Genomic DNA, 13,296 nt, shown 5'->3' with positions numbered 1-13,296 from the left:
CCTGACCGCCCCATGACGGATGCCGCCGAGAGCCTCGAGGACACGCCGTCCCTCCACGCGCGCAGCGTCCACGCCGCCAACGCGGCCGTGCAGGGCGGCGACCTCGCGGCGGCGAAGGCGCATTACGGGGCCGCGTGGCGGAGCGCCGATGTCGGCACGCTCGTGATCGGCGACAGCCACGTCTTCACGTTCCTCGAGGCCGGGCACGTCCTGCCGGTCTGGCTCGGCGCCGTGACCATGCACCGTGTCGGCCGCGACGGTCCGGCCTTCCTCGCCCTCAGCGAGTTGCAGGTCGAGCGCGGCCTCGACGTGGTGTTCTGCTTCGGCGAGATCGACGTGCGGGCCCACGTGGCGCGGCAGGCCGAGACGCGGGCCATCCCCGTCGAGGCGGTGGTCACCGACCTCGTGGATCGCTACCTCGATGCCCTCGACCGCGTCTGCGACCGCCCGGGCGCGCGCGTGTTCGTGGCGACGGCGGTGCCGCCGCAGGAGATCGCGGCGGGATCGCCGCACGCGGCGCCCGATCTCGCGCCGCTTCCGGACCGGATCGCCATCGCCCGGATCCTCGCCGAGACGCTGGCGGCCGGTGTCCGAGCGCGCGGTCTCGGGCTGATCGACCTGCACGCGGCGCTCCGCGACCCGAACGGGCTGATGCGGCCCGCTTGCGGCTCGGACGGGATTCACGCCTATACACCGGAGGGCCGGCGCGTTGCCGCGGACCTGCTCCTGGCGGCGCAGGGCGGGACCTGGACCCGCTCGCCGCTGAGCGGCGGGGCGGCGTGAGCAGGGCCGCGCCGCGCGCGCCGCGGCCTCGATCCGTCGCCGAGGCGACCGGCCGCGCCCCGCGCCTCTCCACCATGCGCGAGGCGCGTCGCCCTGCGCGCGCGACCCTGCCGTCCAGGAGACCGACGTTCCATGACGCGTGAGCGCTTCATCGTTGTCGAGCAGAGCGCGCTGGCCGTGGGCGGGCATTACAGCCAGTACACCACGGCGATCGCGCGCGCCGCGCGGGAGTCCGGCCTGGAGCCGCTGGTCCTCAGCAACCGGCGCGCCGAGCCGGACGCGTTCCCGGACGATCTCGCGATCCGGCCGACCTTCTCGCTGACCTGGGGCGAGGCCGAGTACGGCACGCCCGACGGTGCGCCGGTCGAGTTCGGCCGGGAACTCAGGGGCGCCCTGGCGGACCTGCGGGCGGGTCCGCGCGACATCGTCCTCGTGCACACGCTGGGCTTCCGGGAACTGCTCGATCTCCTCGCCTTCGTCTGCGCGCGGGAGCCCGACGCGGCGCACCCGACTCTCCACGTGCTGCTGCGCTACGATCCCGCCCCCCTCGCGGCCGTGATCGGCACCTATCGCCCGTATTTCGACCGGATCCGAACGTCGCCGACGCTCGCCCGCAGCGTCCGGTTCCACGCCGACACGGAGCGGCTCGCCGCGACCTTCTCGCACCTGACCGGGATCGCGTTCCTGCACGCGCCGATCCCGTTCGACCAGGCGCATCTGCGAGCGGCCCTGGCGGACCCCACACCGCCCGCGGGCGATACCCTGAGGGTCCTGTATCTCGGGGATGCCCGCCTGGAGAAGGGCTACACCGACCTGCCGGCGGCCGTGGCCTCCCTCTGGGCCGACCTCGTCGGGCCCGGCCGCATCCGCTTCGTCATCCAGTCGAACTTCAACACCCCCGGCGGTGAGCCGGGCGTCCTGTCCGCCCAGCAGCAGCTCGCGGCCTACGGCGAACGGCGCGTCCGGCTGCTCCCCGAGGCCCTGGATGCCCCCGCCTATTACCGCCACCTCGCCGAGGCCGACATCGCCCTGATCCCCTACGATGCCGCGCGCTACCGGGAGCGCAGCTCGGGTGTGCTGGTCGAGGCGATGGCGGCGGGCCTCCCCGTCGTCACGTCCGCGGGATCATGGATGGAGACGCAGGTCGGCCCCGACAACGCCGTCCTGTTCGATGCGCCGGACGCGCTCGCCGACGCGCTGCGCCGCGCCGTGGCGGATTACCCGAGGCTGCGGGCGGGCGCACAGGCCCGGCAGGCGGCGGCCCTGGAGCGCGCGTCCCCCGGCAACTTCATCCGGCACATCGTCGCGGCCACGCCGGAGCCCGTCGCGGGCGAGCGCCCCTCGGTCCTGCTCGTCATGAACGGCGATGCCATGGTCCTGCGCAACGGCTCGAGCCGGATCGCGCGGTCGCAGCTGCAGTACCTCGCCGCTGCCGGCTACGCGGTCACCGGCCTGTTCCTGTCCCATCGCCGGCTGGACGGCGCCGCGTACCGTGACTGGCACGGGGCGCTGCTCGGCGTTCTGCACGATTTCGCGTTCGAGCGGGTGTTCGTCGCGACGCCCGGCCGCTCCGCGGGCGACGCGCCGACCGCCGGCACCCCGACGCTCGCGGACGAGTTCGTGGCCGCGGCGGCCTACGCGGTTCCGGCATCCCTCGCCGGCGCCCTGCGGACGAGGCCGCCGGATCTGATCCTCCTGAACTACATCACCGCCCTGCCGCTGGTCGACGCGCTCGGGGTCGACGCGCCGATCGTGTGCGAGATGCACGATCTCCAGGCCGTGCAGCGGGCGATCTACGCCCGCCGGCCGGTCGACCCGGACGAGCTCGCCCTCGAGACCACGCATCTCGCGCGCTGCCAGCACGTCATCTCGCTCAACCCGCGCGAGACGGCCTTCGTCCGGGACAATCTTCCGAGCGTCCCGGTCACCACGGTCGGTGTGCAGATCGCGCCGTCTCCCGCCCGCCTCGCCGACCTCGCCGGCCTGCGCGACCTCGCCGACGTGATCGCCGCCTGCGGCCCGCAACGCCCCGCCCTGCGTCCCGCCCGGAAGCCCGCCTCCCAGCGCGTCGCGCTCTTCGACGCGACCGGCATCGACGTCCTCTTCGTCAGTTCGGCGCACGTGTCGAACGTCTCGGGCCTGCGCTGGTTTCTCGACGCGGTGCGCGCGCGCCACCTGCCCGATCTCCGCGTGGTCGTCGCCGGCAGCATCTGCGATCTCGGCCCGTGGCCGGACGAGCCCGGCCTGCACTTCGTGGGCCAGCTCGACGATCTCGCGCCCCTGTACGCCGCGGCCCGGATCGTCGTCCTGCCGATCCGGGAAGGGGCGGGCAGCGCCGTCAAGACCTACGAGGCGCTCGCCCACGGCAAGCCGATCGTCGCGACCTCCCTGGCGTTCCGCGGCCTCGACGGTGCCGAGGGTCTGGTCGCGCACGACGAGCCCGAGGATTTCGCGGCCGCGCTCGAGGCCCTGCTCGCCGCGCCGGACCTGCGCGCGAGCCACGCCGCCGCGGCGCGCGCCGCCGCGCTCCGCCTCGGCGATGTCGGGAGCTACCGCGCGGCCCTGAACGGGGTGTTCGGCGCCGTCCTCGGATCGCGCGCCCGGCCCGCGCCGGCCCCCGAGCCGATCCGGGCCGACGCGGACCTCGTCGAGTGGAGCCCCCTGCTCGGGGCGGTGAACCGTCTCTGCCGCGCCGTGATCGCCGGGTACCCGCCCGATCCCGTCCTGCGGAGCGAACTCGCGGGCTTCGACGCCGCGGCCGCCCTCGCCCTGGTCGAGACGGTCGCGCGCACGATCCTGGAAGAGCGGCCCGTCTCCTTGCTGAGATCCGACGATGCGATCGCGGCCGAGATCGTGCGCTTCGCCATGCGCGAGCCCGTCGACACGGTCGTCGCGGCCGCGCGGATCGTGCTGGGCAGCCAAGCGAGCGAGGCGGCACATCGGGTTCTCTTCGACGGGCGCAGCCCGATCCGCATCTCGAATCCGGGCGCCGGAGCCGGGCAGGCCCAGGTCCGGGCGGGCCGGAATGCTCTCGGCGCGAAGCCGAACCCGCAGGGCGGCCTCGTCTGGACCTATCGGCCGGATCCCGAGGCCCATCCGCATCTCGGCCTCAGCCTCGAGCCGCGGCACGATGCCCGTTGGACGGCCGCGCAGACCCTGTCGGCCGCCGAGCGCGCGGCCGCCGTGCTGGCGATGCCCGCCGCGGAGGGCCTCGCCATCACGCTCCTGCCGCCGATCTGCGCGACCGGCACCGCGTGGATCGAGATCGACCTTCCGGAGCGGGACGCCGCCGAAGCTGCGCTCCGACTCGACGACGGCGCGGTCCCGACGATCCGGCTTCGGATCGGCGGTCGGCTGCGGCTCCGGGCGGCCATCCCGCCCGCGCATCGCGGCGGTCCCTTCACTCCGGTGACGATCCGCCTGCACGGGGTCTCGGATCCGGCGCTCGTGCGCGACGTCAGCGTCGGCTGGTCGTCCCAGGCCCTGGAGGCCTTCCTCGCGGGCGATCCGCAGGTCCCTGCCCTGCCCGCCGAGGTCGCCCCGGCGGCGGGCGGTTCGGGCCTGTCCAGGCTCTTCTCGGGCGCGCTGCGCCAAGCCCTGCGCCCGCGGACCGTGCGCCCGCTCTGCGTCGCGCCGGAACTGAGCCTCGTGATCGCCGTCGATCCGTCGCCCGGCGCCGACAAGACGCCGGTGCGCTGCTTCGCGGACGGCGTCGAACTGGTGCGCACCGACGCTGCAGACCGGGTCGCGTTCCTCAGGCCGGGTTCCGTCGAGCCGCGATCGTGGTGTCCGCGGATCCAGCTCGTCGGCGCCGGCTCGGATCCCCATTCCGGCACCGTGACGCTCACGCTCGATGGTCTCAGGGACGCCGTCACCGGGGATCGCGGCTTCATTCGGACCAATCTGCACGAACCCGAATACATCGAGGGCCGGATCTCGCACCGCTGGTCCGGGGCCGATCCGGTCACGGTCATCGATGTGCCGGTGTGGTCGGATCAGCCGGGCCGCCTGGAGGTCGTTCTCGTCGCCCTGGGCCGCAACACGGACCCGGACGACGTGGCGGTCGCGATCGGCGGTGAGGTGGCCGCGATCGAGCGGACCGATCGCGACGGAATCGTCACGCTCACGGCCGCGATCCCGCCGCGGTCGGAGGCCGGCTCGACGCGTGTCGAAGTCGCCGTGCGGACGAGCTTCCATCCGGAGGGCGACACCCGGACGCTCGGCGTCGCGTTCGGATCGATGCGCTTCGTCTACCCCTTCAGTGCCGCGGTCGATCGTCCGTCCTGATCGACGCGGCCGCGTTCCCGATGACGGGCGCGGCCGCCCGCGCCCGCGGGCCCGCTCACCGTGCGGGCATCCGAGACGCATCCTGCGCGCAACGGCAGCGACGCGGGCCGCCTCGCGGTGCCTGTCCTAGATCCGGAACTCCACGGCACCGGCCGGGAAGATCTCCGCGACCCGGGCTTCCTGTTCGCGGAGATCCCAGAGCCGGAATTCGGCGTACCGGATCCGGAGGCTGTCGCCCTGCGCGGCCACGTAGCAATGCTCGAAGGCGAAGAGCACCGTGTCGAGCTTCGGTCGCGCGTCGCGGGGCTCCACCTCGCCGCGTGCCTCCGCGTCGGCCGAGACGTCCAGCGTGATCGCGGCGTGGCCGCTGGTGGGCATCGTGTCGAACGCGCTCACGAGCAGAGCGATCTCGTCATGGGTCAGCTTGAGGAGGAAGCAGAAGCGCTTCACCGACACGAACGTGTCCCCGGCCGGGAACGCGCGCAGCAGCGTGATCGAGAAGGGACGCCCCTCCTCCGGCAGGCTGCGCAGGTGCCGGGACGGCACCGCGCGCAGGGCCGAGATGTTCATGGTCTTGGCCGCCGACGGCTGGGCCACGCGGCCCTCGCGCCGGCCGTTCGTCCGGTAGTGCAGAAGCGGGTTGACGCCCGAGGCCGTCACGTCGGGGTAGCGGATCAGGTAGGAGGTGCTGCTGAAGCCGGGATGCGGGTCGAGCCCGGCGGCGGACCCGAACCGCAGGTAATGCCGCACCGGATCGAGGCGGGTCTTGCCGCTCTGGTTGCGGAAGAAGGCCGTGTCGAAATCCTCGGCGGGATCGCGATTCTCGGCGGCGCCGCGCCAGACGTAGTGGAGGTACGGGTCGATCCCCGAGGCCGCGACGTCGCCGTTGTGCCTCAGGTAATAGGCCGCGTCGAACAATCCCGGCACGCGGCCGATGACGACGCGCCGGAACACCTTCGAGATCGTCCGGATCGCGGCCCGCTTGAGGGATGGCTGACTCATGCGAAGACCGGCGCCTCGCAGAGGGACCGGAGCTTCTCCGCGTAGGCCACGGGCGAGCAATCCTGCGCCACCTGCGCCAGCCCGGCGCGCTGCAGCCGCCGCCAGGCCTCGGCATCCTCGTGGAGCTCGATCAGCCCGGCGATGAAGGCATCCGGGTCGCGCCAGTCCCGCGTCAGGTATCCGGAGCCCTCGGGCCAGCCGAGCTGCTCCGCCAGGATCGGCGTGAGCAGGCAGGGGAGCCCCTGCGCGACGGCGGCGTGGACCTTGTGGGGCATCCCGGCGGCGAAGCGTGTGGGGGCGACGAAGACGCGCGCCCGGTCGAGGAGCGGCGTCGGGTCCGGGACCCGGCCCATCACGGCGACGTTCGGTGCCGACAGGCGCGCGCGCAGATCCGGGGTGACCTGCCCGATAATGGTGAACGGCACGCGCGGCAGGGCGCGATGGACCTCCGGCCAGACGGTCTCGAGGAACCAGATCAGCGAATCGACGTTCGGCGAGTTCTCGTGCTCCAGCGACCCGATGAACACGAAGCCGCTGCGGCCGTCCAGATCGGCCGCGCCCTCCGGCTGCGACGCGAAGGCGTGGCCGAGCACCGCGGTGTTGCGCACGCCGTGGAACTGAAGCAGGCGCGCTTCCGCCTCCGAGACGCAGACGACATGGTCGGCCTGCGCGAAGTTGCGGGTTTCCCGTCGTGCGGAGGCCGCCAGGTGCGCGCCGAATCCGTAACCGTCCCGAAGGGTCCCCTCGAGGAAGGCGCGCAGGCAGAACAGGGCCTCCGAATCGAAGATGACGCGGCTCCTCGCGAAATCGCGCAGCGCCATGTCCCGGTTCTGGAAGATCTGGCAGACCAGATCGATGTTGTGCGGGCGGCTGACCCAGAGCACGTCGTAGTGGTCCTGCCGCTCGTCGATCAGCCGCGCGAGTCCCGCCCCCTCCTCGGCATCGAGGATCTCGACGGTGTCGGGGAGGTCGCGGTACCGCTGCGCGATCTCCGGATCCGCGCGGTAGACCGGATAGACGGTCACCTGATAGCCGAGCCGAGCCAGGGTGGCGACGATGAAGTTCGCCCGCGGCATGCCCGCACCGAGGTCGATATGGGGCACGCCGTCGTCGATGTAGAGCACCTTGAGCGCCCAGGCGTTGTGCGTGCGGTCGCCGAAACGCGGTCCCGCATGCGGGAACAGCCATGACCGGTGCCGCTCGAGGAAGCGGACCCGGTTGCGGTCGATCAGCGCTTCGACCTCGGCCCGGACCGGCGTCGTGGCGTTCTCGAAGTGGATCGCGCTCGCCCGCGGCTGATAGATGACGCGCCGCCCGGCCTGGTGACAGCGGACGCACAGGTCCGTGTCCTCGAAATAGGCCGGGGCGAAGAGGTCGTCGAAGCCGCCCAGCTCCTCGAAGAGCGCGCGCTCGACCATGAGCACGGCACCCGATACGTAGCCGACCTCACGCTGGAACGTGCCCTCCGCCTGGAGCGGGTTCGCGTTCCCCCGGCCGTAGGGGTGCGTGATCTGCGCGTCGTCGCGGAAGAACGCGCCGCTCTCCTGCAGGTAGCCGCCGGGGAAGACGAGGTGGGCGCCGACGATGCCGACGGTCGCCTCCGAGAACGGGGCCACCAGGGCGCCGAGCGCGCCGGGCATCAGTTCCACATCGGGGTTGAGGAACAGGAGGTAGCGTCCGCGGGCTGCCGCGGCCCCCTGGTTGCAGGCCGGGCCATACCCGACATTCTCCGTGTTGCGGATGACCGTGGCCCCGTCGAGCAGGTCGAGGACGGTCAGGGTCTCCGCGTCGGAGGCGTTGTCGACGACGATCAGCTCGAAGGACGCGCCCGCGAAAGCCTGCTGCGTGGCGAGCCGATAGAGCGTCAGCGTCAGCAGATCGCGGGCATTGAGCGAGACGACGACGATCGAGACGAGCGGCGCCGCGACCGCCGGGAAGGCGATCCGGAGCCCGTTGCGCGCGATGGCGTTCCCGATCAGGCGCGCCTCCGCGATCGCCGCGAGCCGCCCGTAATGTGGATCAACCGCCTCGATCTTCTTCATCACTGGACTTCGAGGCGGGTGTTGCCCGCCGGAGTGAGGCGGATCAGGCCCACGAGGTCATCGCTGAGAAACAGCACCGCCTTCGGCCGGGACGGCGTCTCGCGCGCTGCCGGGATCGGTGCGGCAGATCCGTCGATCTCCAGCGGCTCGAAGGTGAGACTGGCGGGCACGGGGGTCAGCTCGCCGCGTGTCGCGGCGAAGGCGAGGCCGGGAGAGCGCGCCAGAGCCGCCGTACCGGTCAGCCGCAACTCCCGTGCCGCCTCCCCGTCCCCGAGCAGGAAGGCCGCGGTCGCCCGCGTCCGCGCGACGAGGAAACTCGGGACGCAGGTCACCACCGTCAGCCCATCGGCCTCGTACCCGATCAGGCGGCCGTCCGCTCTCCAGTCGGCCTGGGCCTCGCCGAGAGACCCGGCGATCGCCTCCCGGGCCGCTCGCGGAAGAGCGCGGCGGTGGATCCATTCCGGGGAGAGGCTGACCGGACCTCCGTGCAGCGCCGGGCGTGCGCCCGCAGGCGGCACACCCCCGTCCGGCTCCGGGCTCACGAACCAGCGCCGCCGCTCCGGCGCGTAGCCCGCCTCGCGGGCGGTCGCGGGCGAGGGATTCTCGGTCGCGACGAGAATGCCTCCGTCCTCGTCCACGACCGGCAGGGAGCGCAGGGAGCGCTCCTCCCTGACGACGATTCCCGCTCCCGCCGTGGTCGACACGTCCGGCGCGCGCGCTGCGGGCAAACTCGCGCGTCGCGCCGAGCGGCGCGGGATCGCGTCCAGCCACGCGGCCTCGCAGGTCGCGGCCCTGGCGTTGTAGCGCGCGAGCAGATCCGCGCAGGCCGCGGTCAGGGTCGCGAGGGCGTCCGGATCGTCGTGAAGGCTCAGGACCGCCGCGACGGTGTCGGCCACCCCCTCCAGTCGGTGAGCCGGATGGTCGGTGTCGAATCCCTCGAACGCGATTCGCGTGCCGATCACCGGCCGACCCAGCGACAGCGCTTCGGCGACCTTCATCTTGAGACCGCTTCCCATCAGCATCGGCGCGACCACCGCGTCGACGCCCGCGTAGAAGGTTTCGACGGCGTCGACATAGCCCGCCAGCTCGACGCCGGGTAGGTCCAGCCCGTTCAGGCTCGCGCAGATCTCGCCGGCGATGACGAGAACGGGCAGGCCCGGCCGCCAGGACGCCGCCCAGCCGTGGGCGAATTTGCTGATCGAGAAGAGATTGGGATCGTTCCCGTGGCCGATGAAGCCGAACCGGGTCAGCCGGCCGGGTGCCCGAAACTTCGCGCGCTCGGCGAAGACCGGCGGGAGCAGGTACACGTCTCGATCGACGAGGCCGCGGAAATAGTCCGCCTCCGCCGATTGGATCGCGAGAACCATGTCCGCGCGCGACAGGCCGACGGCTTCCGACGCGCGGTCCGTATAGAAGAAATTCGGCTCGGCACGGAAAGGCCGGTACTGGAGATGCCGGTCCGCGAAACGGTCATGCGTGTCGATGATACGCAGCACCCCGTCCGGAACCGCGTCGAGGCACCGCGACAGGAACACGTAGTTGACGACGATCGCGCACGTGTCGGCATGCCTCTCGAAATACCAGGCCACGAACGCGTCGAGTTCGGGCGGGCACCAGGCGTCGATCGTGAAGCCGCCCGTCCAGGTCTTCAACGGGATCGGCGTCGCGGCGGGGATGGAGAAGACGCGATCGAAGGCAGCCGCCATCGCGGCCGCATCCGTCGGTGGATGCTGCCCGAAGCGGCGATAGACTTGGTCTTCGTGCTGGAGATAGGCGAGATCGATCGCGAACCCGCCCCGTCGGAGCGCCTCGCAGGTCGCCGAGAGCCGCCGCCGATTGCCGGCGCTCGTCGGTGCCGCGGGCATGGGTGTCACGACCAGGACGGTCGGCTTCCCCTCGGTCGCCATGCGCTCACAACGCTCCGATCACGCGAGCCGCCACGTATCGGCCATTTCCGCTCAGGATGGCCCCGTCGGCGCGCTGCGTGTTCAGCGGAATGTTCGTCGTGAGCGACACCGCACCTCGGCGCGCCGCATGGAATCGAACGGCTGTGAGCGGGCTGCAGGCGTAACCGGTCGATGACCGCACGATCATGCAATCCGGTACGAAGTCGATCTTGTGCGCCAACCAAGTTTCAGCCGTATCGCCGCACCGGACATCCGGATTTCCGGCCTCGTCCTCGGCGAGGATTGCGTCCAGTCCCGCTCTCAGGAACGGGATCAGCGGACCAAAATGCGCGAGGTTGCCCGGTGTCAACGCGGATACGAGCGCCTTCGCGACGGTGGAAGTTTCCTCGTCCGACATGGGCGTCATCGTCGAAGTCATCGCGACGCGCCGATCGCCGAAATGCGTGCGGATCGTGACAGATGAGAGACTGGAGAAGGTACTCTCCTCCTCACAGGCCAGGACAAGGAAGCAGCTCGGATCCCGGACCCGCTGTCCGGTAAATCCGGAGAACGACCAAGCGATGAGGTCAACAGATGTCGGGCTTAAGACCCCGAGCGGCACCGCGCAAGATCCGCGCATCGGAATCTTGAGGACGGCGGTTCGGCGGTCAATATAAACAACGGCTCCAGAAGTTGAGATGTCCTGCACTTGCATCAGGGTGGCAGACTCAATGGTCGATGAGCGGACAAATTTCAACGTGATAGGCTTGTACTTGTCGAAATGCGGACCGCTTGCCCTCGAAAACCCATTGCCGGGACGGGACTCCCCGTCTATGAACCTGCGTATCACATACAATGCGAGCCGACGGCAACAGGTTTAATTTCCTTCTGCGCGCGCCGCGGCAGGCATGGCAGGCCGAAGCGAGGATGGCGAGGGTTATTGCGCGAGTGCCGAATTCCCCTCCGGAAAAGGCATGCCGGGGACGCCCGCCACGCTGCGAGGCGCCCCAGGGACGGCAGGCGCGTGGCCATCAGGGCGCCGCACGGCCCGATTCCGAGACGCGCGGCCCGGCCGCAGTGTCCAGCGCCGCGATTCAGCGATCGGCCTATCCCGTCATCGCATCGCGGGCGCTTGGGGAATCGGCCCCACCGCGCTCCGGCGCATCAATTGCGCCGCAACGGACGCATCGTCCCAGCGGTCAACGTCATTCCGCGTCGGCTCCATTCTTGACGCTGTGCTACAGTTTGCCAAAGCAGGCAGTCCGTTAATCAGAGGTCCGCACCCGCATGTCCGGTCCACCCATCTCCGTCGCCGAGCAGCATGTCCAACTCGCAGCGCGGCATTTCATAAGGCGCGGCGACGCCGTCTATGATGTCGGTGCAAATCGTGGTTGGCTGACGACCTCGTTCTGGAAGCTGGTCGGCTCCGCAGGGCAGGTCTCGTGCTTCGAAGCGAGCCCGAGGAACATTCAGATCCTGGAGGCGCTCGTTTCCGCCAACGCCATGAGCAGCGCGGAAGTCATCGGCGCGGCGGTCTATACGGAAAGCGGCATCGAGGTCGAGCTGTTCGAGAATTCATTCTCTAATACGGACAGCATCTATTTCGCCGACGATCGTGCGAAGAGTATAAAAGTACCGACGATATCTTTGGACGATTATCTATTCTGCACGCAGCGTCCGCCGCGCTTGGTGAAGATGGACATCGAGGGTGCGGAATACGACGCTTTGCTCGGGGCCGAAACGCTCGTCGAGAAACACCGGCCGGTCCTCCTGCTGGAGATGCGCAAGGAAGATGTTCGGCCCTACGATTTTCTGACCGCGAGAGGCTATCGGGCCTATAATCTCAAGAATTTCGATCTCGTACGAGATGCCGCCGACTTCGAAGGCGGCGGCATGGTCGAAGACATTCTCTTCGTGCACGAGGCCGAGCTTGATCGGCCGGAAAATTCCTTCCTCAAGGTCGCGAATGATCAAGCCTTCGAGCGGGTCGACCATGAGGTTGAGCAGTTCGGCAAGACGACACTGTGCCATATCCCGGTGAAGCCAGGGATATCGTGTGTCAAAGTATTCACGCGCGGACGTAACCGGACCGGCCTCTCCTGCTCGGTGATCGCCGGGGGTCGATGCATCGTCCGGAGCGATGCCGATTACTATCTGATTTGTGAGCCGAATTTTTCCTTCACAAGCTATAGTTCAACTGTCAATACGGTGACGTTGTGCATGCAGGTGCTCAATGACGATCCTCTGATCGAAATCGTCGGCGTCGACGTGAAGACGATTCCGCTCGACGCGGGGGCCGCACGGCATCTCGACGTTCTCGACATCATTGATCCATTCGGAGCGCCGATCGCAGAGATCTTTCCTGTGCTCGATGAATGCATTAATCAGAACCGGGCTGATATCTTTGACAGGCTCGCTGGTCCGATTATCAGAGTCGAGCCCAACAATCCGCGCCTCGCGTATCTCTCCGGCATGTCGGCTGCCGCACAGGGTAGACTGGACGACGCGTCAGCATTGTTCGACCGTGCATTGAGCCTCGGCTTCGACGCCTTCTGGGGACAGTTCCGGCGCGCCCACGTCCTGAACGCCCTCGGTCGAAAATCGGAGGCCCGGGAGGCTGCGCTCGCCGCGCAGCGCGCCAGTCCGCACCATCCCGACAACAACGCCTTGCTTGACAGTCTGGCGGGGTCGTGAGGCCTCGGCCCGTGAACGGGATCGAGGTGCCATGACCGCTGTCCAGATCCGGAGCACCGGGTGAACCTGCTCGGCGGTTCCGCGTCGCGGATCGGCCGAAGCCGGTCCGCTCTCATCTCGGGGTCGGTCGTTTCCCTGCTGCGCGCTTACCCGACATAGGTCGACCGGCACAGTGGCTCGAACGGCGTCACGACAATCGGCGCGCTGAACGCGAGCGGAGTTGAGCGGAACGCGATGCTGACCGGCGATCATGGGTCGCCAAACGCTCCCGCGGCGGCAACCGCGGTCGCCGAAGGCACCTGAGCGGCGCACGCTCTGATCGGCCGGCACCTCGGCGAGGTCATCTCTTCACCGTCCGAGGACGCCGACAAGACTCGCTTCGATCGCCACCGCCCGGCGAACGCCGGACCGTCGGATCGCGATCGTCTCGTCCCGGTTGAAGCGAGACGTGGCGCGCACGTTCTGAAGACGGCACGGCCATGTGGGTCGAAGGCCTCTGTTCCCGCCCGCCGCCTCTGCGTCGTCCGGAAACGGGCAGGGATGACACCGTGATGCACCGCTTCGACGACCCGGTCTCGTCTGTCTCTCATTGACCAACGCGC

The 13,296-nt window shown here is 69.8% G+C and carries 7 protein-coding genes; 3 read left to right on the top strand and 4 right to left on the bottom strand.

What is annotated here, in order from left to right; genetic code table 11:
• The first annotated feature begins 12 nt into the window (after positions 1–12).
• A complete protein-coding gene (locus tag ACQKQD_RS10635) occupies positions 13–783 on the top strand; it encodes a hypothetical protein (RefSeq protein ID WP_427508311.1) in 771 nt (256 codons plus the stop codon).
• A 132-nt stretch (positions 784–915) separates the two neighbouring features.
• Entirely contained in the window at positions 916–5,070 is a 4,155-nt protein-coding gene (locus ACQKQD_RS10630) for a glycosyltransferase (RefSeq protein ID WP_427508310.1), read from the top strand.
• 126 nt (positions 5,071–5,196) lie between these two features.
• Here ACQKQD_RS10630 and ACQKQD_RS10625 read toward each other — a convergent pair whose 3' ends face one another.
• From ACQKQD_RS10625 to ACQKQD_RS10610, 4 genes are read right to left on the bottom strand one after another with little or no spacing between them, the layout of a single operon-like run.
• Positions 5,197–6,072 (bottom strand): hypothetical protein, encoded by an 876-nt coding sequence (locus tag ACQKQD_RS10625; protein WP_427508309.1) that lies wholly within the window; start codon positions 6,070–6,072, stop codon positions 5,197–5,199.
• Positions 6,069–8,114, bottom strand: coding sequence for a glycosyltransferase (locus ACQKQD_RS10620; RefSeq protein WP_427508308.1), 2,046 nt, complete (start codon positions 8,112–8,114; stop codon positions 6,069–6,071). Before ACQKQD_RS10620 ends, ACQKQD_RS10625 begins: the two co-directional genes overlap by 4 nt.
• Entirely contained in the window at positions 8,114–10,021 is a 1,908-nt protein-coding gene (locus ACQKQD_RS10615; RefSeq protein WP_427508307.1) for a glycosyltransferase, read from the bottom strand. Before ACQKQD_RS10615 ends, ACQKQD_RS10620 begins: the two co-directional genes overlap by 1 nt.
• A 4-nt stretch (positions 10,022–10,025) precedes the next feature.
• A complete protein-coding gene (locus ACQKQD_RS10610; protein ID WP_427508306.1) occupies positions 10,026–10,715 on the bottom strand; it encodes a hypothetical protein in 690 nt (229 codons plus the stop codon).
• 572 nt (positions 10,716–11,287) lie between these two features.
• Between ACQKQD_RS10610 and ACQKQD_RS10605 the strand changes: the two genes are divergently transcribed.
• Positions 11,288–12,694, top strand: coding sequence for an FkbM family methyltransferase (locus ACQKQD_RS10605; RefSeq protein ID WP_427508305.1), 1,407 nt, complete (start codon positions 11,288–11,290; stop codon positions 12,692–12,694).
• Positions 12,695–13,296: the final 602 nt, after the last annotated feature.

The organism is Methylobacterium sp. NPDC080182 (genome assembly GCF_050281105.1).
Lineage (GTDB): Bacteria > Pseudomonadota > Alphaproteobacteria > Rhizobiales > Beijerinckiaceae > Methylobacterium.
Note: the sequence above shows the minus strand (reverse complement) of the source record. Positions and strands in the feature narration are given on the sequence as shown.